The sequence below is a fragment of the Sinorhizobium sp. BJ1 genome, assembly GCF_002531555.1.
Lineage (GTDB): Bacteria > Pseudomonadota > Alphaproteobacteria > Rhizobiales > Rhizobiaceae > Sinorhizobium > Sinorhizobium fredii_B.
The window spans coordinates 127878-146221 of the sequence record NZ_NWTH01000002.1 but is presented as its reverse complement, the minus strand read 5'-3'; the positions used below and the strand labels follow the sequence as shown (position 1 = coordinate 146221).

General features: G+C 61.9%; 20 protein-coding genes. 2 read left to right on the top strand and 18 right to left on the bottom strand.

Annotated elements, in window-relative coordinates; genetic code table 11:
- Window positions 1-248 precede the first annotated feature (248 nt).
- The gene (locus CO676_RS03030) at window positions 249-1280 is read left to right on the top strand and encodes a substrate-binding domain-containing protein (protein WP_097519626.1); all 1032 of its coding nucleotides are present in this window, start codon (window positions 249-251) and stop codon (window positions 1278-1280) included.
- 4 nt (window positions 1281-1284) lie between these two features.
- On the opposite strand, the gene folD is transcribed toward CO676_RS03030, so the two are convergent.
- Window positions 1285-2184, bottom strand: coding sequence for a bifunctional methylenetetrahydrofolate dehydrogenase/methenyltetrahydrofolate cyclohydrolase FolD (folD, locus tag CO676_RS03025; protein ID WP_014761134.1), 900 nt, complete (start codon window positions 2182-2184; stop codon window positions 1285-1287).
- Window positions 2185-2563: 379 nt separating this feature from the next.
- Between folD and CO676_RS03020 the strand changes: the two genes are divergently transcribed.
- The gene (locus CO676_RS03020; RefSeq protein WP_097519625.1) at window positions 2564-3553 is read left to right on the top strand and encodes a glycosyltransferase; all 990 of its coding nucleotides are present in this window, start codon (window positions 2564-2566) and stop codon (window positions 3551-3553) included.
- Between the two features lie 26 nt (window positions 3554-3579).
- Here CO676_RS03020 and CO676_RS03015 read toward each other — a convergent pair whose 3' ends face one another.
- The 17 genes from CO676_RS03015 to motC form a co-directional block, all read right to left on the bottom strand.
- The gene (locus tag CO676_RS03015; RefSeq protein ID WP_014761132.1) at window positions 3580-4146 is read right to left on the bottom strand and encodes a hypothetical protein; all 567 of its coding nucleotides are present in this window, start codon (window positions 4144-4146) and stop codon (window positions 3580-3582) included.
- A complete protein-coding gene (locus CO676_RS03010) occupies window positions 4146-4514 on the bottom strand; it encodes a hypothetical protein (protein ID WP_097519624.1) in 369 nt (122 codons plus the stop codon). Before CO676_RS03010 ends, CO676_RS03015 begins: the two co-directional genes overlap by 1 nt.
- 68 nt (window positions 4515-4582) lie before the next feature.
- Entirely contained in the window at window positions 4583-5134 is a 552-nt protein-coding gene (locus CO676_RS03005) for a rod-binding protein (RefSeq protein WP_014761130.1), read from the bottom strand.
- 99 nt (window positions 5135-5233) lie between these two features.
- Window positions 5234-5647, bottom strand: coding sequence for a hypothetical protein (locus tag CO676_RS03000; protein WP_014761129.1), 414 nt, complete (start codon window positions 5645-5647; stop codon window positions 5234-5236).
- A gap of 12 nt (window positions 5648-5659) precedes the next feature.
- Window positions 5660-6412 (bottom strand): flagellar biosynthetic protein FliR, encoded by a 753-nt coding sequence (gene fliR, locus CO676_RS02995; RefSeq protein ID WP_014761128.1) that lies wholly within the window; start codon window positions 6410-6412, stop codon window positions 5660-5662.
- Window positions 6409-8496, bottom strand: a complete 2088-nt coding sequence (gene flhA / locus CO676_RS02990) for a flagellar biosynthesis protein FlhA (RefSeq protein WP_014761127.1) — start codon at window positions 8494-8496, stop codon at window positions 6409-6411. Before flhA ends, fliR begins: the two co-directional genes overlap by 4 nt.
- A 111-nt stretch (window positions 8497-8607) precedes the next feature.
- Entirely contained in the window at window positions 8608-8874 is a 267-nt protein-coding gene (fliQ, locus tag CO676_RS02985) for a flagellar biosynthesis protein FliQ (RefSeq protein ID WP_014761126.1), read from the bottom strand.
- A 174-nt stretch (window positions 8875-9048) separates the two neighbouring features.
- Window positions 9049-9492 (bottom strand): flagellar hook assembly protein FlgD, encoded by a 444-nt coding sequence (flgD, locus tag CO676_RS02980; protein ID WP_014761125.1) that lies wholly within the window; start codon window positions 9490-9492, stop codon window positions 9049-9051.
- Entirely contained in the window at window positions 9483-9932 is a 450-nt protein-coding gene (gene flbT / locus CO676_RS02975) for a flagellar biosynthesis repressor FlbT (RefSeq protein WP_014761124.1), read from the bottom strand. Before flbT ends, flgD begins: the two co-directional genes overlap by 10 nt.
- Window positions 9929-10276, bottom strand: a complete 348-nt coding sequence (gene flaF / locus CO676_RS02970) for a flagellar biosynthesis regulator FlaF (protein WP_014327358.1) — start codon at window positions 10274-10276, stop codon at window positions 9929-9931. Before flaF ends, flbT begins: the two co-directional genes overlap by 4 nt.
- Window positions 10277-10313: 37 nt before the next feature.
- Window positions 10314-11366, bottom strand: a complete 1053-nt coding sequence (locus CO676_RS02965) for a flagellar hook-associated family protein (protein WP_014761123.1) — start codon at window positions 11364-11366, stop codon at window positions 10314-10316.
- Window positions 11367-11368: 2 nt separating this feature from the next.
- Window positions 11369-12799 (bottom strand): flagellar hook-associated protein FlgK, encoded by a 1431-nt coding sequence (flgK, locus tag CO676_RS02960; RefSeq protein WP_097519623.1) that lies wholly within the window; start codon window positions 12797-12799, stop codon window positions 11369-11371.
- A gap of 21 nt (window positions 12800-12820) precedes the next feature.
- A complete protein-coding gene (locus CO676_RS02955; RefSeq protein ID WP_097519622.1) occupies window positions 12821-14035 on the bottom strand; it encodes a flagellar hook protein FlgE in 1215 nt (404 codons plus the stop codon).
- A 90-nt stretch (window positions 14036-14125) separates the two neighbouring features.
- Entirely contained in the window at window positions 14126-14797 is a 672-nt protein-coding gene (locus CO676_RS02950; protein ID WP_014761120.1) for a response regulator transcription factor, read from the bottom strand.
- Window positions 14798-15069: 272 nt separating this feature from the next.
- Window positions 15070-15621: a lytic transglycosylase domain-containing protein gene (locus CO676_RS02945; protein WP_179875398.1), complete on the bottom strand. Its 552-nt coding sequence runs from the start codon at window positions 15619-15621 to the stop codon at window positions 15070-15072.
- Window positions 15572-17035: a flagellar hook-length control protein FliK gene (locus CO676_RS02940; RefSeq protein ID WP_097519620.1), complete on the bottom strand. Its 1464-nt coding sequence runs from the start codon at window positions 17033-17035 to the stop codon at window positions 15572-15574. The genes CO676_RS02945 and CO676_RS02940 overlap by 50 nt, the downstream gene beginning before the upstream one ends.
- A complete protein-coding gene (gene motC, locus CO676_RS02935) occupies window positions 17032-18339 on the bottom strand; it encodes a chemotaxis protein MotC (protein WP_097519619.1) in 1308 nt (435 codons plus the stop codon). Before motC ends, CO676_RS02940 begins: the two co-directional genes overlap by 4 nt.
- Between the last annotated feature and the right edge of the window lie 5 nt (window positions 18340-18344).

The following is an 18344-nucleotide window of genomic DNA, read 5'->3' as shown; positions in this document are numbered from 1 at the left end:
CGTCAAGGCGCAACATTCAAAGCGCTTTGAGTTTGCCAACACTCCAATGCCGCCGAGAAAGAGTCAAGGGCTTTCCTCTGGCCGCTCGCATAACGCGAAAATATTGCTTTGCGGTAACGTATTGCGTCGCGAAGGCGCCGTTTTCTGCTTTTTCCTGCACGGATCGGATGATAGAGGACGTAGTTGGGCGCTGGCTGATCTGTCAACAATCCAGGAGATATCCAAAGCGCTTTGGGAGGAATGCGACGATGGCGGTCAATCTCAAGCAGTTGGCGGAGATCCTCGGCCTGTCGCAGACGACGGTCAGTCGGGCCCTCAACGGCTATCCGGAAGTCAATGCGGATACGCGCCAGAGGGTGCTGCAGGCGGTGCGCGAGACCGGCTACCGGCCCAATCGTGCCGCCCAGCGGCTAGCAACGGGAAAGGCCTATTCCATCGGGCTCGTGATGCCGATCGCGCCCGGCATCGACTCCGACATCCATTTCGGCGAATTTCTCGCGGGGCTCGCCGAGGAGGCGCTGAAGCACGATTTCCACTTCGTGCTCAACCCCAGCGCGCCGGATGACGAGGAGGCGACGTTTCGGCGGCTGGCGGCAAGCGGCAATGTCGATGCGGTTTTCCTGGCCTACATGCGCGCCAACGACCCGCGCATTGCCATGCTGAAGGCGCTCTCGATCCCCTTCATGGTCCACGGCCGGTCGATCGGGGGCTCGCGCGACTATCCGTTCCTCGACATCGACAACACGCAGGCGTTCTACGACGCCACCAGGCTTCTTCTGCAGCTCGGCCATCACCGGATCGCGCTGATCAACGGGCCGGAATATCTCGCCTTCTCCATCCGTCGAAAAAAGGGGGTGACGCGGGCGCTCCAGGAGTGGAGTCTTGGCCTCGACGAAGAGCTTGTCCATCACTCGGTGATGGCCGACGAATACGGCTATCGAAGCATGCAGTCCTTTCTTGAACGGCCGGACCCGCCAACCGCGGTTCTTTGCTCCAGTACGGTGCTGGCGCTCGGCGCCGTCCGGGCGATAAACCGGGCGGGGCTCGTCATCGGCAGCGACATCTCGATCATCGCCCATGACGACGTCCTGCCGATGCTGAAGCCGGAGAATTTCAGTGTGCCGCTGACGACCACGCGCTCCTCGCTTCGGGCAGCCGGCGCGCGCATCGCGACGCGGCTGATCAGCGGAATCATCGGCCGCGGCGACTATCCGCAACAGGAGCTCTGGCGCGCCGAACTGATCGTGCGCGCTTCAACCGGGCCCGCGCCCGGGCGGTAGGACGTCAGAACTTCGGCGGCTTGCGGCCGGCCTTGCGGTAGGCAGCGATAATCGTGTTGGCCATCAGCATGGCGATCGTCATCGGCCCGACGCCGCCCGGCACCGGTGTGATGACGCTTGCGACCTTCGCGCATTCTTCGAAGGCGACGTCGCCGACCAGTCTCGTCTTGCCCTCGCCGCGCTCCGGCGCGGGAACGCGGTTGATGCCGACATCGATGACCAGCGCACCGGGCTTCACCCAGTCCGCCCTGACCATTTCCGGGCGGCCGACCGCCGCCACCAGGATATCGGCGTTACGGCACACGGTCGGAAGATCCTTGGTGCGCGAATGTGCCGTCGTGACCGTCGCATTGGCAGCGAGCAGCAGCGCCGACATCGGCTTGCCGAAGAGATTGGAGCGGCCGATGACCACGGCGTTGAGCCCTGAAAGGTCGTCGCCATGGGTGCGGCGCACGAAGACCATGGCGCCGGCAGGGGTACAGGAGACGAGCCCGCCGTCGAGATCGCCGGTCGCGACCTTGCCGGCATTGACGACATGCAGGCCGTCGACATCCTTCTCCGGCAGGATCGATTGGATGATCGGCTCCGATTGAAGATGTTTCGGCAAGGGCAATTGGACGAGAATGCCGTGGATGGACGGATCGGCATTGAGCTCCGCCACCAGCGCCGCCAGTTCCTCCTGCGAGGTCTCCTTGAGCAGCGTGTGCTGGACCGAGAGGAAACCGCATTCCTTGGCCATCCGGCTTTTCGCCGACACATAGGCATGGCTTGCCGGATCGTCGCCGACGATGACCACCGCAAGGCCGGCCCGGACGCCTGCTTCCGTCTCCAGCGTCTTGGTGGCCGATTTCACGGTTTCAATGACCGAAGCGGCAACGGCCTTGCCATCAATCACAGTCGTCACGGCGTATCTCCCGAACTATCCTCGAAGCGCCACACTCTAGCCGGCGCCACTTTGCGCATTTGCCTGCATGCGCCCTATGCTGTTCCAAACGGATAAATGCAAGTGTCCACCAGGATAGCGCCGCGATTCGGCCAGGCGACCGCGGCATTTCCTTGCATCGCTGAGAGACCCCTAAGCTCACATGGCGGGGGCTGAGAGTTCGATCGCATGGAAGGGCCTCACGGGCGATGCACGTCCAAAGGCGCGGGCCTTGTTCTCCACAAGAACCAGCCGAGTACAGTCACGCCGAGACCACGAACGTGGTAGACTCGTATTCTGAATCAGCATCGCTTTACGAAGATTTGCTTATTGCTTGCCTTCAGCTACGCGGATTTCGTCTATGCAACCGACCGGTCAGGACATTTCGATCCACTTCCAGACCGAACTGGAGAATCCGGCGGATATTGAACTCGTCGTCGTGCTTCCGACATTCCGGCGCCCCGACCATCTCATCAAGACGTTGAAAACGATTGTCTCGCAACGGCCGGACGTCGCTTGCGCCACGGTGGTGGTTGAAAACGACCCCGACGCCTCGGCGGGAGCGGAAGCGGCGAAAGCATTCTTTCTCGAACACCGGTCCGACTCGACCGTGATCGTCGCGCATCGGCGGGGGCACAGCCATGCCTGCAATGCCGGCTTGGCGACGGCCCTCGACCTCTATCCGAACCTGCGCGCGTTAGCCGTGATTTACGATGATGCGGTCGCCGCTCCCGAATGGCTCGATGGCCTTATTGCCGTTCAGGAGGGCCACGGGGCGGACATAGTCGGCGGCCCCCAGCTTCCTGTCTTCGAGGATCCGGATGGCCAGAAATGGAAGCATCATCCCATCTTTTCGCCCCATTACGACGCGACCGGGCCGGTGCCGCGGCTTTATTCCGCCGGCAACGTCCTCATCACACGCGCGGTGCTCGATGCCATGCCGCGGCCGTTTCTGAACCCCGCCCTCAATTTCGTCGGCGTCAGCGACGGGGATTTCTTCAATCGATGCAGAGCGAAGGGGTTCTCCTTTGCCTGGGCCGCGGAGGCATGGGTAGCGGAAACTGTTCCGCCAGAGCACACGACGGCGTCCTGGATCCGGGCCCGCAGCCTCGAACAAGGCGCAATCTCCACGCTGCTCGAACATCAGCGCGACGCGACGTTTACGGGTCGCCTGCGAACGCTCGGCAAGTCGATGGCGCTGCTCGCAGCGTCACTGCCGCTTGGCCTCAAGCTATGGGCGAAAACCGGGCTTGCAACCGCAAGCCTCTATCACTTCCATGTGGCGATCGGCCGGCTGACGGCCAGCATAGGCTTTGCTGGCGAACAATTCCGATCTGCCGGAGAGAGCTGAGAACATCCCCTCCAAATGGCCCTAGTCTAATGGCCGCTCGTCGCCTTCACGGCGCCTTCGGGGATCTTGTCGCCGGCGACCTTGCCGTTCCTGTCGACTACCGGCACCGGCTCCTGATAGGGCCTGTTCTCGCCGTTCGCCGCGCGTTTCACGTCGTCCTTGCCCAGATATTCGAGCTGTTCGACAAGGACTTCGGTAACCACTTCGCTCCCGAGCTTTTTGTTGAGACCATCCTTGACGGCGCCCTTGAAGCTCGCCAGGTCGAACGTCCCGGTGTCGGCGAGATTGACGAACTTTGAGCCGACGAGCATGTCGTAGAGCTCGTCGGTGACCACTTGGCGAAGCGGCGCGTGAAGCTTCGCTATCCCTTCCCGCGTCGCGGAAAAGGACAATTTCGCCAGGAAGTAACCTTGGACCGCCCCATCCTCGATCACCGGGATGGTAATGATCTCTCCGGGCACATATTCCTCCGATGCTCGCCGGTCGGCCTCGGCGTCCGAAAGGACTGGTGCCGAGGCGTATTGCATCGAGAAATAGACGGATCCAAGCGTCACGGCGCAGACCCAGACCCCGGTGAGAACGAGCTTCAGCATCAGAAATCGCTATAGCGGAATTGCGCTTCGGTGTAGATGCCGTCCGCGTCGGCATCCTGAGCGGCCGTCTTCAGAAGATCGACGACCGAACGCACGGCCTCGAGATGCGCTTCAACCTTCTGGGCGTTGAGCTTTAGCTTCTGCCTGAGGTGGCGCGTCTGCGACGTGAAAGACGGCGAGATTTCGCCGGGTGCGGCGGCTCGATGCAGCATCGTCAGCTCGTAGAGGCAGCGGCTCTTGTGGGCGTTCGACGTCTTGATGTCGAATTTCGGGTCCAAGCCGATGCGGCTGTTCTCATTGTCGATGATCATCTCCAACCGGCCGAGAACGTTCTGTATCCGCAGATCGTGGGATGCCACAGCTTCCATAAATCAACTCCCAAATTATGCGTTTCAGGGAAGGACGCGAACAGGCGCGCGAACCGTCCCGACCAAATCTATGCCTGGTTCTTCTTCTCGTCGGTGGACAGGAATCCGGAGATCGCCTTGCGTTCGTATTCCTGAACCATGCCGGCGGCGATATTGCTGGTATTGTCGTCAAGCCGCGCGTTGGTCCGTTCGGGCATTTCGCTGCCAGCCATCCGATCGGCGATGCCGATGCCGCCGCCGTCCGCCAGGACGTTTGCAATCTGCTCCGCCATCATGCCTTTCCAGACCTCGCCGGACGTGCCCTTGCCGAAGACATTCTCGCTTTCGCTCGGCAGCATCGACTTGACGAAATTCTGCAGCACCATCGCCTCGAACTTACGGTAGGTCTCCGGCACCTTCTTCGGCTCGACGCGGTTGCTGATGTCGCCGAGGCCTGTTGATCCTTCCGAGGAATTCAGCACCGAAACGGCAGCGGCAAAGCCTTTACCGTTCTCTGCAAGACTCGTGGCTTGAAAGGCCGAGCGATTGGCCTTGAGCCGCGCCTGCGCCTCTTGAACTTCCGCCGGATCGGCCGCGCGGACGACGTCCAGCACCAGATCGCTGGGCGGGGAAATAGCCATGTCAGATCCTCTCGAGGCGGCTGTCAGGCGTCTTGTCACGCGAGGCAGCGCAATCAATGCGAACCGGAGGACTGCTTCGTCGCCCGTCCGGATGACGCACTATCGCCCCTCAACCTTACCGGAAGCTGGCGCGTAACCGGCGACATGCTGGTCGATGAGGTCGAGCACCTGATTGTCGTCCGCCTCGCGGTCTTCCGTCAGGCGCGCCTCCTGCATGCTCTCTTCCAGCCGATCGCCCTTCGCCCGCTCCTTCAGCATGCGCGCCTCATGCACCTGCTGGATGCCGAGCAGCATCTGGTCCTTCTGCACCAATCGCCCGAGTTGTGCTGCATAGTGACCGGAGAAAACGCGATGCATGGGATGGGCCGAGCCCATTGCATCGACAACAACGTCGATCGTCTCGGCGAGCACGCCACGCTGGCGCGTCGTCTCGGCAAGCTCGCTTTCGGCCATCCGTTCGAGATGCCGCTGCACGTCGACCAGCCGCTTCAATTTTTCCGACCGCGCTTTCATCGCATCCGTTCCCTAGCCGCCCTGCATCACCGAGGCGAAGCCATCGGCGAACAGGCGAAGCATCGCCGCTACGCCAAGATAGAACAGGAACAGGCCGCCCATGATGAGGTAGGGCTGGGAGATGAAATAGATCGGAACCTGCGGAGCAAGCCTGTTCACCATGCCGATCGCGACGTTGAAGAGCAGACCGTAAATGATGAAGGGGCTCGCGAGGCGCAGCATGATCAGAAAGGTCTGTCCCAGCGAGTTCGAGAGCGTTATCAGCATGCCCTGCGGATCGAAGCCGATGCCGATCGGCATCGCGCGATAGGACTGCGCGATGGCCTCGAAGATCACGTGGTGGAAGTCGAGCATGAAGAGCAGCATCAGGCCGGCGAAGCTGATCATGCTGGTGAGCTGGTTTTCCGCCGTCTCTTCGAGCACGTCGGTCGCCGGTGGCGAGTTGAAGCCGATCAGCATGGTGATCGCCGTCCCGGCAAATTGCAGACCGAGCACGTAGTAGCGCGCCACGAGGCCGATGACGGCGCCGATGACGGTCTCCGTCGCAATGAGATAGATGTAGGTGTGCCCCTTGCCCGCGACCTCTGGATAGATGTCCGCCCACATGATCGGCAGGATGGCCATGGAGAGGGCGACGGCGATGAACAGGCGCACCTGCATGGGGACGCGCGCGGTCGAAAATCCCGGCATGATCATGATGCAGGCGCCGATCCGGCAGAATGCCGCGAACAGCGCCAGCACCGTGCCCTCGGGATCGGTGATCATGAGAGCGCGCCGATAATCTTGATTTCCAGGCCCTTGGCGAGCTCGACATGGGAGAGCACGGGCAGCGTGGCGAAGAGGCGTTCGATGATCATGCGTACATATGAGCGGGATTCGGGCGAACTTACCAGCACGAAGGGGACGCCACGATCGAGATGTTCACGAATAACCTTCGTCGCCTGCTCGCTGAATTCTTCGAGGTGGCGCGGGTCGATGTCGAATTCGACGATCTCGCCCTTGGCGTCGCGCTTCAGTGCCTGGTGGAAGACCATGTCCCACTTGCTGCCGAGCCTCAGGACGCGCAGGACGCCGTTTTCGGCAAGGTCGCCGCAGAGTTGCTGCGACATGCGCACGCGCACATGCTCGACGATCTGTTCGGTCTTGCGGACATGCGGCGCCAATTCCGCCACGGCTTCGAGAATGAGGTGCAGGTTGCGGATCGAAACGCGCTCGGCGAGCAGCAGTTTGAGGACCGCCTGCAGGCCGGAATAGGACATGTGCGAGGTGCAGATCTCGTCGGCGAGCTTGCGGTATTCCGGATCGAGCCGCTCGATCAGCACCTTCACGTCCTTGTAGGAGAGAAGCTGCGGCAGATTGTTGCGGATCACCTCGCTCAGATGTGTGAGCACGACCGAGACGTTGTCGATCGGGTGGAAGCCTTCGCGCTTCAGGTCTTCCGTAAAGGTCTCCAGAATGGAGAGCGCCGGCATGCCGAAGGCGGGTTCACGGATTTCGTCGCCCGGCACGCTCGGCCGGCGGCCGCCGCCGGTAACGACCAGCACTTCGCCGACGCGCACCGTGTTGGAGGCGATCGTCGTGCCATGAATGCGAATGTGATAGGCCTTGTCCGGAATGGTGATGTCGTCGGAAACCTTGATCTCCGGAACGACGAGCCCGTATTGCAGGGCGAACTTGCGGCGCATCTTGCCGACGCGGAAGGCGAGCTCCTGATGCGCGCCGAGCAGTCGGGTGGAGACCTGCTTGCCGAGCAGGAGCTCGATCTCCGCGGTTTTCAGCACCGATTTGACGGAATCCCTGTCGCTGTCCTTCGTCTGCTGCGCCTTCTCTGCCTCCTGAGCGCGCTTTTCGGCATTGGCGGCTTCGATCTGCCTCGGGATGGCCCACCCCAGGAAGGCCATGCCGCCGCCGAGTACGGCGAAAGGCACGAAGGGCAGGCCGGGCATCACGGAGAGGAGGACGATGAGGCCGGCCGCAACCATCAGCGCCCGCGGGTAACCGCTCAGCTGGCCGACGACGGCTTGGTCGGTCGAGCCGGCGGTGCCGCCGCGTGACACGAGAAGGCCGGCGGCGAGCGAGACAATCAGCGCCGGGATCTGCGAGACGAGGCCGTCGCCGACCGAGAGCTTGACGAAGACATCGGCCGCCTCGCCGATCGGCATGTCGTGGCGCAGATAGCCGATGATGATGCCGCCAAAGACGTTGATCGCCGTGATGATCAGGCCGGCGATCGCATCGCCCCGCACGAATTTCGAGGCACCGTCCATCGCGCCAAAGAAGGAGCTCTCCTCTTCGAGCTCGCGGCGGCGGCGCTGCGCCTCCTTCTCGTCGATCAGGCCGGCCGAGAGGTCGGCATCGATCGACATCTGCTTGCCGGGGATCGCATCGAGGGTGAAGCGGGCGCCGACCTCGGCGATACGCGTCGCACCCTTGGTGATGACGATGAAGTTCACCGTAATGAGGATCAGGAAGACGATCAGACCGATGACGAAGTCGCCGGACATGACGAGGCTCGCAAAGCCCGAGATGACGCCGCCGGCGGCGTCATGCCCCTCATGGCCGTGGGAGAGAATGACGCGCGTCGTGGCGATGTTCAGCGCCAGGCGGGTCATCGTCGAGATCAGCAGGATCGTCGGAAAGGACGAGAAATCGAGCGGCCGCTGGATCCAGAGCGCAACCATCAGGATCAGCACCGAAAAGGCGATGGAGAAGGCCAGCCCGAAATCGATGAGGAAGGGAGGAATGGGCAGGAACAGGATCGACAGGATCATCACGATCCCGAGCGCAAAGCCGACGTCCCGGCTCTTCGGTGCGAGTTTCGGGATGGTCAGCGTCGCCTGTTGTGCCATGTCTCTTCCGTCTCTTCATGAGAGGCGGGCAGCACACCGCGAGAGGCTGCCCCAAACTATGACGGAAGGTCTAGAGACCCAAGCTTGCGCGAAGATGGTATCGGAAAGTCCTCAGAACCCGGACTGGATTCTTGAAAAGACAATATCGGTGAAGATGGAGATCTGTGCACCGACGAACGGCGCCGAGATCGCCGCCGTGACCATCACCGCCAGGATCTTCGGCACAAAGGTCAGCGTCATTTCCTGGACCTGGGTCAGCGCCTGAATGAAAGCGATGACGACGCCGACCACCATGGCAGCCAGAACGGCAGGACCCGAGGCGACGATCACGGTCCAGATCGCGGCCTGCACGATGTCGAGGGCGTCCGCCTCATTCATTCTGGTCCGGTCCTATCTCTGCCGGCTGCGGACAAGCAGCGGCGAACCTTCAGGGGTGATTCTTCAAAGGATTCTCAACAATCAACGGCGCGCGTCAAGCGAGGACCCCGTACGCGGAGCGGGATGAACTGTGTGCGGTTTTCGCCTCTTTCCCGCTCCAACCGGTGAGGACGATCACGTTTCCGAGTCGGACGAGGTGGTCGACACGGTGATGCCGGTCTCGATCGCGATCTCCTTGCCGTCGGTCGTGATCGCGGTCACGCCATCGGAGGTCACCTCGACCTCGGCGACGACGCCGCTCGTCTTGCCGTCGCTGCTGGTGATCGTCTTGCCGATGTAGGTCGAAGCCTGCGTCAGGCTTTCGCTCGCCAGCAAGCTCTCCAGATTGCTGTTCGTCTTGATCGACTGTTCGACCTGCGAGAAGGTCGCAAGCTGCGAGATCTGCTCGGTTGCATCCATCGGATCAGTCGGATCCTGATTTTGCATCTGCGCGATGAGCAGTTTCAGGAAGCTCTGGTAGTTCAGGGTCGCGTCAGCCGCGTCCGTGCCGCTCGTCGACGTCGAACTGGTCGATGTCGTGCTCGTCGATGTGCTCGACGACACACCGCTTACCGCCATGGCGCGATCTCCTTGCGAATCTGGTCGATGGTGGCCGGCGTGATTTCCTGATTGTTCAGGATGCGCTCTTCGACGGGATAGAGGCCGCGGATTGCCTTCAGCGCTTCGAAGGCGCGTCCCTGCGTGACAAGGCCGTCGATGCGCTTCAGTTCCGCCAGCACTTCTTCGTTCTTGAAGCAGGCGAGCAGCATGACGATCGACTTGCGGAACATGGCGGTCGATTGCTCGGCGCCTTCCGGATTGATCAGGATCATCTGGGCGATGAAATAGAGCTGCCGCAACGGTGTCGTGGCGTCTTCCGGCTGCAGCACGTGGTTTTCCAGGAGGAAGGTGACGTCGTTGAGGAATTCGACGGCGACCTTGCGGTCAACGCGAAGCACCGCGCCGTTTACAAAGATCCGTTCGCCCGATTTCAGCGAGATACGCAGTGTGCTCTTCATTTCAGTCCATCCCTGATGATGGTGGTAATATCAATTATGCCCTGGAAGTTGGAGGAGTCGCGTTTGCGGATCTTCTCCGTCTCGTTCAATATCCAGATCCCGATCGAGATCAGGTTGGCCCGCAATTCGTCATTGAGCTGGTTATCCGGGGCGCGCAGATCCTCGATGAAGCGTATCCAGACACGTCGGGTGTAATAGATCGCCTCGATCGCTTCCTTTGAGTATCCCTTCTGCTGTTTTGCTGCTTCCAGGAGCGCGATCGAGCGATTGAGGACTTGCCACTCGCGATCCTTGGAAACGGCTACGCCTTCCTCCATGATCTCGGCGTATGCAAACTGATACATTCAGACATCCTTCATGCTTGTCCTTATCCTCTTGTCATCAGAGGAAATCTATCAAACTCAACTGCTGGATCCGTCCGGTGAGGGTGTAGGATGTCTCCATCTGCGTCAGCAGCGTGTTCATCCGGGTCGACGCATCATAGGTGTCGACGCCCTCGAGATCGGTGATGTGCGTGTTGATGAGCTTGATCTGAACCTCGAGCGAGGTGTTGGCCTTTTCGACGCGCGCTTCGGAGATGCCGAGCGTGCTGCGTTCGGCGGTCAGTCCCGTGATCGCCTGCTCGACATAGCCGAGCGAAGCCTCGCCGATATAGGCACGAACGTCCGATCCGATCTCCTCGTCCATGAGCTCCGAGGAGATGACGCTGGCAAGGGCGAACATCCGGAAACCGGTCGTCGTCGCGTTGGTCGAGCTCTGAACGACTTCGGACGTGCTGATGCGGCTCGTCATGTTCTGGCTCGAGGCCGCGGACCAATCGGTGGCCCACTGCGTATCGTCGGTGTAGAGCGGCTCCAGCGTATTGGTGATGAAATCTTCCATCTGCGCCTGGTCGAAGTCGCTCATGGAAGAGATGCCGTTTGCCGACATGTAGGTCGCCAGCGCATCGTCGAAGGTGGTCTTCGCGGCCGAACCAGACGCCGCGTAATCCTCGAAAGGCTTCACATCGGTGTTGATGCCGGCAAAGAGGAACTCGCCGTTGAAGGAGGTGTTCGCTGACGCGGTGAAAAGCGACATGGCGCTTTCGATCTCGGTCTTCTGGACAGACAACTGGTCGACGGAATCATTGCCCTTGAAGGTGACGAGCGTATTGCGGACCTGCTCGGCCGCCTCCGCCATCGTTCCAAGGGCTTCCTGGGAGGATGCAAGCCTCTGCGTGACGACGGAGTTCGTGTCGACCAGGGTTTCCAATCGAGCAAGCTCGCGCTGCAGGTTGACGGAACGCGCGGTGGAGGAACCAAGCTCGAGGCCGACATCCGCGTGCCGGCCGGTCGAAACCTCCGTCTGAAGCTTCAGCAGTTCCTCCTGGCCCTGCTGAATGGTCAGGCGCATGGCATTCTGCACCGCCAGGTTAGAAACGAAGGATGTCTTCATGATTACCTCACGGCTTCCAGAAGAGACGCCATCATGGCGTCCACGGTACTGATCAACTTGGCAGATGCTTTGTAGGACTGTTCGAGGTCGAGCAGCAGCGAGAGTTCTTCATCGATGCTGACGCCGGTCACATTGCCCAGAGCCTCCTCCGTCCGCGCCAACAGAGCCGTCTTGTTGTCGTCGGCTGTCGAGGCCGCGCTACGGATCTGCTCGAACCAGCCGATCGACGAGGCGGCGAACTCCATGATCGAACTGGTGCTGTCCAGCCCGGCCGCCGCGTCGAAATTGATGTCGCCGTCCATGGCGGTGATGAAGCCATCGAGGAGATCGGTATAGCCGGAATTCGGATCCGTGGCGCCGCCCGGGTTGGAGACAAGGCCGTTGAACCCGCCGTCGCGGAGCAGGAAGGGATCGGCTTGCGCGGCGGCATTGACGCTCAGGCTTGCCGCGATGCCGGGCTCGATCGTGCCGTCCGCGGGAACCGTTCCGTCCGCCCAAGTGAAGAGGCCGGGGCCGCCGTCCTCCTGGAAGAGGCTGACCAGACCGCGGGCCATCTCGTCGAGTTGCGACTGGAACGTCGGAGCGATGTCGTCGCGGAGCTGGAGAAGGCTCGCAAGCTTTCCCTGCGCGGTGGTGTCGGCGCCGGTTCCGGCTGAAAGCGACACGCCATCGACGAAGATTGCGTTGCCGGTGGTCGATGCATCGAAGGCCGAGGTTGCCGTGAACGTCACCTGCCGGGCCTGCGTCTCGAAGAGGACTATGCCGTCGGAGGTGTAGATGACGGTATCGTTGTCCGCCCTGGTAACGGTGGAGATGCCGACGAGCTCCGAAATCTGCTTCAAAAGCTTGTCGCGCTCGTCGAGCGCCGCCGTGGCGTCTGCGCCCGATGCCGTCGCTTGCTTGACCGCATTGTTCGCGGTTTCGAAGCTGGCAAGCAGCGCGTTCAGGTTGTCGACCTCTTCGGCGATCTGCTTGTCGGTATCGAGGCGCAGGTCCTGGACCGCGGTCGCCGTGGTGCTGATCGAGTTGGCGAGGTCCGAAGCGTCCGCGACCACGGTCGCCGCGATCGTCGAGTTGCCCGGCGTCGAGGCGAAGGTCTGCAGGCTGTTGCGGAAAGCGGAGAGATAGGTCGACGGCGCCGTCTCGTAGTCGTTGCCGCCGAGCGCCGATTTCAACAGTTCAAGCCCGGAGAGCAGGCTGCTCTGCGCCGAGGATTGCGAGATGCTCGTGAGGTTCTGCTTGAGCAAAGCCTCGTTCTGCGCCCGATAGATGGAGACGATCTGCGCACCGTCGGACGTGGTGCCCAGCATGGCCATGCGGCGCGAGTAATCCGCGTTGCTCGCATTGGCGACGTTCTTCGACACCGTGGCCGTTTGCGAGGCGGTGGTGCTGAATGCTGATTGCGCAATTGCGATTGCCGAGGACAACGACATGCTGGGACCGTCTTGTTGGAATTACCGCTTCAGATTCACGAGAACTTCGAGCAACTCCGAACCGGTCTGGAAGACCTTGGAGTTTGCCGTGTAGTTGCGCTGCGATTCGATCATCGAGGTCAGTTCGTCGGCGATATCGACGTTGGAGCTTTCAAGCGCGCCGGAAAGAATTTCGCCGAAGCTGCCGGAACCGGCGAAGCCGGTCACGATGACACCGGAATCGACGCCCTGCGAGTAGACGTTGCCGGACTCGGGAACCAGCTTGTCCGGGCTTTGGACATTCGCCAGAGCGATGCGGTAGCGCGGCTCGAGCTCGCCATTCGCGTATTTGATGTAGACGACGCCGTCCGTGTCGATCTGATAGCCGGAAACCTTGCTCGGCGCGTTACCGTCGATGGAGCCGCCATCCGGCGTGAAGGACGTGCCAAGCTGCGTCGTCTCCGAGAAGTCGATAGTGATCGCGTTGAGCTCGGCGCCGGTGCCGCTAATCGGATTAAGCGCCGTGGGGTCCAGCGTTAGTGTCGCCGGCGAAGTGATCAAGGCGCCGGCCGAATCGAAGTCCAGCGTCGCAGTTCCGAGGGAGAGGGCTGACGTCCGGTCGACGATCTCCAGCTCCCACTGATTGTCGGCGACCTTCGTGTAGTTGAAGTCCAGGATTCGCGTGTTGCCCTGCGAGTCATAGACGATCAGCGAAGTGGTCGACACATCGCCGTTCGCGGCCCCGGACGGCAGGTTGGCACCCATCGAACCCGCCGTCGAACCCGCTGCGGTGAGGCCTTCCGAGGCGAGATTGACTTCGGTCAGCCCGTCGAAGCCATTGACGACAACCGTCGGGTCGACGCCGGCCTCGTATTCATAGCCCATCAGGGTGAAGCCGGCCGCGTTGACGAGATTGCCCGCGTCATCCTGGACGAAGGCGCCGGCGCGCGTCAGGTACTCCTGGCCGTTGGCGCCTTGAACGATGAAGAAACCGTCGCCGTCGATCGCCAGGTCGCTTGCCGATGTCGTGTAGGTCGTCGAGCCCTGGTCGGAAATCGAGTAGCGCACGGAGGTCTCCACGCCGCCGGAATTGTAGGAGCCGTTGCTCGAAGGCAGGATCATCGAGGAGAATTCGGTTGATGCGCGCTTGTAGCCGGTGGTGCTGGAGTTCGCAATGTTTTCAGCCACCGTGCTGAGGCGATTGGCCTGGGCGTTCATGCCAGAGACACCCGTTCTCATGGTACCGTAGAGACTCATAGAGGATCCTCGTTTCCTGCTTCAGTGGGAGACTAGAAGTCGGGCCTTGCGTGAACCTGTCTTGGCGCCCCGCCCTTCCGTCGGTCCGGCTCAGCTCCAGTCGATGCAGTAGCCAAGGAAACGCTTGGAATCGATCGGATCGAAGCCAAGCTTCTTGCGCAGCTTCTTGCGCAGCTTGCTGATGTGGCTCTCGACGACGTTCTCTTCGACGTCTTCGTCGAAGATGCCGTAGATCGCATTGAAGATCTGCGACTTCGACACTCGCCGGCCGCGGTTGGCGACCAGGTATTCGAGGATGCGCCGCTCACGACGCGGCAGCGCAAAGACGTCGCCGTTAATCTCCGGGTCTCGGCCATCGGCAAAGACGCGGATCGGCCCGATGTCGGTGTAGTTGGCGATGGCCTTCAGGCGCCGGCGGATCGCCGCGACGCGCGCCAGGATTTCCCGCGGGTGCACGGGCTTGCGGACGACATCGTCGACGCCGCAGTCGAACAGCGCCAGCGTGTTTTCCAGCGACGGCGTTTCGCTCATGGCGATCACCGGCGCCTGGGAGCGGTCGCGGATCGCGCGCGGCAGGCTGAAAGCGCTTTCACCCTGGCCGATCAGGAACGCCTCGACCGCATCGATGTCCGAATCGGCGGCGGTGTTCACCCACTCGCCGAATTCCTTGGGATCAAAGCCGGTCGAAGGAATGCCCTCGCGCCCGAACAGGGATGCGTAGCCATTCTTCACAAGCTCTCTTTCATCAACCACCACGATCATTCGTCCGCCTCCGAATCAGTATGGGTGTCTCGCTGATTGAGAAGTACGAATCCGGGGATTCACGAACAACTAGAGGAAGTTAATGGGAGGTTTTAATAGTTGATTAAGGAATGTGTGCCGATTTGATCTATATCTAGTATGTCCCCGTTAACGATGACACTAAATTGGTGTGGAAAAGTTAACGCATCACAACAATTAGCCCTTGCGATCACAATCTCTCCGCATTGTAGCCACAATGCGACACGGGGGTGAATATCACAACTGATGATTGATTATTGGCAAAACTGCGCCGCGTTCGGCGTCCACTTGCCGTAGCCCGTTGCGACAAGGTTCGCGATGACCCGGCAGACATATTTCTTCTGCGCCGGATCATTGTTCGGCCCGGCATGATAGCGGGCAACCGCCATCGTCCAGCTCTCGTGCCTGGCGCGCAGATTGGAGAGGAAGCGCGCGGCATAGTCGACATTCTTTCGGGGATCAAGCATTTCCCCCGGAGAGCTGAAATGCTCGCCGTGGAAATGATAGTTGACCTGCATGCAGCCGAGATCGATGAGCTTCGCCCCTTGCGCCCGTGCCGCACCGAATCGGCTGAGGACATCCTGGACGCTCGTGCCGAAGTACGCCTTGCCTTCAATGTTCATCGCATAGGGCTGCAGCGATCCCTTGCGGCCGGTCTCCGTCAGGCCGACCGAGTAAAGAATCCCCGTAGGGATGCCGTACTTGGCCGCAGCGGACGCGATCTCGCGTTCACAGATGCCGGCGCTCGCAAGGGCGCTACATGTAGACGTGACCAGTGCGAGCGCGCTCAACGCTGCCAGACGCATCGTCCATTCCATCCTTGCCCCTCCATGTCTCGATCATTGCAGCCTCGCCGCCATTCTGCCGCTGGCGCCCCTGGCCGCCGTCGTCACCGGCCCGTTCGCGGCCGGACTGGCCGAGCTGGCTCTGCGCCTGCGGCTGCGAACCGCTGCCGTTCGAAGCATCGCCGCCGGCATTGAACACGACGTTGACCTGGTCGACCGCGAAGCCCTGGGCGCGCAGGGCCTTAACCATCTCGCCCTGGTCATCGCGCAATTGACGGAACGCCTCGCCCGTTTCCACCTTCAGCTCGACCTGCAGTTCGTCGTCCTTCAGGCGCAGCGTGGCCGTGACCGTGCCGAGTTCGATCGGATGCATCTGGATCTTGAGCGTGTTCAGCGTCTTGCCGGCCTGGCGCAACGCCTCCGACTGCGCCGACACGGCGCTCGACTGGAGCGCCTGCGCCCATTCGCCGTCACCGGCGATCGCACCCGTCACCGACGCGGAGTTATCGTTCATCGCGATTCCGAGATAGCGGCGCGCCTCGAGAACGGTCACGGTTTCCGCCTTGGCGTTCGCCGAAGACCTGCTGTTCTCGACGGCAGTTGCTTCGCCGTCCGGCGAAATGGTCATCGAGACCGCTTGCCCCTTGCCGTCGGCGCGTGCGAAGCGGAAGAGGCGGTCGGACCCGACGTCATCTTGCTGTTCGGTCCGAGAATCGCTGCCCCCGGCAGCAGCGTCCACCGTGACATTGACTATCTCGGCTGCAGCGGCGCGGTCACCCGTCGTAGGTGTTGTCTTGTCGGTGATCTGAATGTCCGTGACCGGCGGCGCGTTGCCGGCGAGCAGCGTCAGAAGGTCGCTGACGGAGCCGTTCGGCGGCGCGGCGGAGCTCGTATCACCCTCCGACGTCGCCCTCGCCTCGACCGTCTCTGTTGCGCCGCTCTCCGCCGGCGCGTGCCCCTTCGGCTTCACGGTGACCGCAGTCCCGTCCGGCTCCCCGGCCTCGTCGCTCTTGACCGATGCCTTGCCCGCCGAACGCTGGCGGTTTCCATCCTCGCGGAGAGCACCGAGTTCGGAGGAGGTCTGGTCTTTCTGGAGCGCCCCTTCCGCCTCGGCCTGTCCGCCGCCTTGCACCGAAGGCGTCGAAAGGCGACCGGCTCCCGTGACGGTGCTCGCCATCAAGACGCCTGCCTGGCCATTGCCGAGCGTGAACTCGGCGGCCGAGGCCTGCGCACCGTCCGCCAAAGAATCGACCGCACCCTGTCCGGGGTCTTGAGCCACAGCTTGGTTCGATGCCTTCTGACGGCCGGCATCGGCGATCGCGCTCTCGAAGGCGCCGGGCTCTCCTGCAGCTTGCTCGTTTCCGCCCTGCCGGGAACCGGATCGGGCACCGATCGCTGCGGCGGGCGCGCGGAACGTCTCTTCAAGTGGCCTCATAGTTCTTCCTCCGCTAGGAGCGCATCGATCTCCTTGATCTTCGAGCGCCCATTGGCCATGAAACCGTCAAGAGCCGGATCGGATGCGGCAGCGGTCTCCGCGCTAACTGGCGGTTCGTCATCCGGGGCTGGCACCGTATCACCCGCCTTGGCAAAGGGACTCATGCCGCTTCCGGTTTCTCCTGTTTCGCCGCCATCGCTCGTGGCGCCAATGTCGACTTCCGGTATAGGCATGGACGCTTGCGCGGGGCTTTCATCCTGCGGTAGTCGCACAACCTCCTCCGCAATCGCCCTGGCCGCCTCCCGGAGGGCACGGTCTCGCGGCGACAGCTTCTCATCCGGAATTGCTGCCAGCGTCTGTGCCGCTGTGAAGACGTCCTCAGACGGCACGGCCGCAAGCCCCTCGTAGAAGCTCGCCAGCAGTTGCGATTGCCCGCCGCCATCCCGGGCAAGCTCTTCGGCTCGACTGGACGCCAACCGCGCCAGCGTCTGGTTGCCGCCGATCGCTGCCCGCCTTGCGACGCGGAGATAGACCTCGCGTTGGCGCGCCTCGTCCATGAAGGCGAGGATTTCCGAAACTTTCTGCTCGACCGCCCCGTCGAAATTCGCCACAGCCAGATCCACGAAGACGTCGGCAAACTGGCTCGCATATGGTGACGTCAGGTAGCGACGCGCATAGGTCAGCGCGTAGCGAAAACCCCTGCCCGGGTCGCCGGCGCGGGCTGCAAGGGATACGGAGCGACGAAGCGCAGCCTCCTCGATGATCGTGCCGGGCGCCGTCAGACGCGCCCAGTCGTAAAATTTCATCGCGGCCACAGGATCCTGCTGCGATGTGGCGTTGCCGAGGATCAGAAACAGGTACGGACCAACGCGGGAGTTCTTGTATTCGGGCGCCGCCTTGGAGAGATTTTCGACGATCAACGGCCCCTTGCCGCGCAGATACTGCCTGAGCGCATCCGTCACCCGCGCATCGAAGTTGCCCTCGACATCCCTGTCAGTCAAATAATCCAGTGTTTCGGGATTGCCGCCGCTCATCACGTAGACGAGCGCCGCATCGACGTTGCGGGGATCGCGAAAGGTCGTTTCCTCGGCGACCCTCAGGCGCTTGTCGATCTCGCCCAGCATGAAGCGCTGCATCTCGATCGCCGAATGATCGCCGAGCACGACGGAATCCTGGACGTATTGCAGCGACCTGACCATCTTGAACGGCGCCAGCTCTTCCGTCTCGCTGGCATGCGCAAGGCCGATCGCGAGCGGAGCCGCAAGAACAGATGTCGCCAGGATGGCGCGCAGCCGCTTCAGCATCTCGC

Bases quoted from the DNA above. Each gene is read 5' to 3' on its own strand.
- CO676_RS03030 (WP_097519626.1), top strand. From the start codon at position 249: ATGGCGGTCAATCTCAAGCAGTTGGCGGAGATCCTCGGCCTGTCGCAG.
- CO676_RS03020 (WP_097519625.1), top strand. From the start codon at position 2,564: ATGCAACCGACCGGTCAGGACATTTCGATCCACTTCCAGACCGAACTG.
- CO676_RS03015 (WP_014761132.1), bottom strand. From the start codon at position 4,146: ATGCTGAAGCTCGTTCTCACCGGGGTCTGGGTCTGCGCCGTGACGCTT.
- CO676_RS03010 (WP_097519624.1), bottom strand. From the start codon at position 4,514: ATGGAAGCTGTGGCATCCCACGATCTGCGGATACAGAACGTTCTCGGC.
- CO676_RS03005 (WP_014761130.1), bottom strand. From the start codon at position 5,134: ATGGCTATTTCCCCGCCCAGCGATCTGGTGCTGGACGTCGTCCGCGCG.
- CO676_RS03000 (WP_014761129.1), bottom strand. From the start codon at position 5,647: ATGAAAGCGCGGTCGGAAAAATTGAAGCGGCTGGTCGACGTGCAGCGG.
- fliR (WP_014761128.1), bottom strand. From the start codon at position 6,412: ATGATCACCGATCCCGAGGGCACGGTGCTGGCGCTGTTCGCGGCATTC.
- flhA (WP_014761127.1), bottom strand. From the start codon at position 8,496: ATGGCACAACAGGCGACGCTGACCATCCCGAAACTCGCACCGAAGAGC.
- fliQ (WP_014761126.1), bottom strand. From the start codon at position 8,874: ATGAATGAGGCGGACGCCCTCGACATCGTGCAGGCCGCGATCTGGACC.
- flgD (WP_014761125.1), bottom strand. From the start codon at position 9,492: ATGGCGGTAAGCGGTGTGTCGTCGAGCACATCGACGAGCACGACATCG.
- flbT (WP_014761124.1), bottom strand. From the start codon at position 9,932: ATGAAGAGCACACTGCGTATCTCGCTGAAATCGGGCGAACGGATCTTT.
- flaF (WP_014327358.1), bottom strand. From the start codon at position 10,276: ATGTATCAGTTTGCATACGCCGAGATCATGGAGGAAGGCGTAGCCGTT.
- CO676_RS02965 (WP_014761123.1), bottom strand. From the start codon at position 11,366: ATGAAGACATCCTTCGTTTCTAACCTGGCGGTGCAGAATGCCATGCGC.
- flgK (WP_097519623.1), bottom strand. From the start codon at position 12,799: ATGTCGTTGTCCTCGGCAATCGCAATTGCGCAATCAGCATTCAGCACC.
- CO676_RS02955 (WP_097519622.1), bottom strand. From the start codon at position 14,035: ATGAGTCTCTACGGTACCATGAGAACGGGTGTCTCTGGCATGAACGCC.
- CO676_RS02950 (WP_014761120.1), bottom strand. From the start codon at position 14,797: ATGATCGTGGTGGTTGATGAAAGAGAGCTTGTGAAGAATGGCTACGCA.
- CO676_RS02945 (WP_179875398.1), bottom strand. From the start codon at position 15,621: ATGCGTCTGGCAGCGTTGAGCGCGCTCGCACTGGTCACGTCTACATGT.
- CO676_RS02940 (WP_097519620.1), bottom strand. From the start codon at position 17,035: ATGAGGCCACTTGAAGAGACGTTCCGCGCGCCCGCCGCAGCGATCGGT.
- motC (WP_097519619.1), bottom strand. From the start codon at position 18,339: ATGCTGAAGCGGCTGCGCGCCATCCTGGCGACATCTGTTCTTGCGGCT.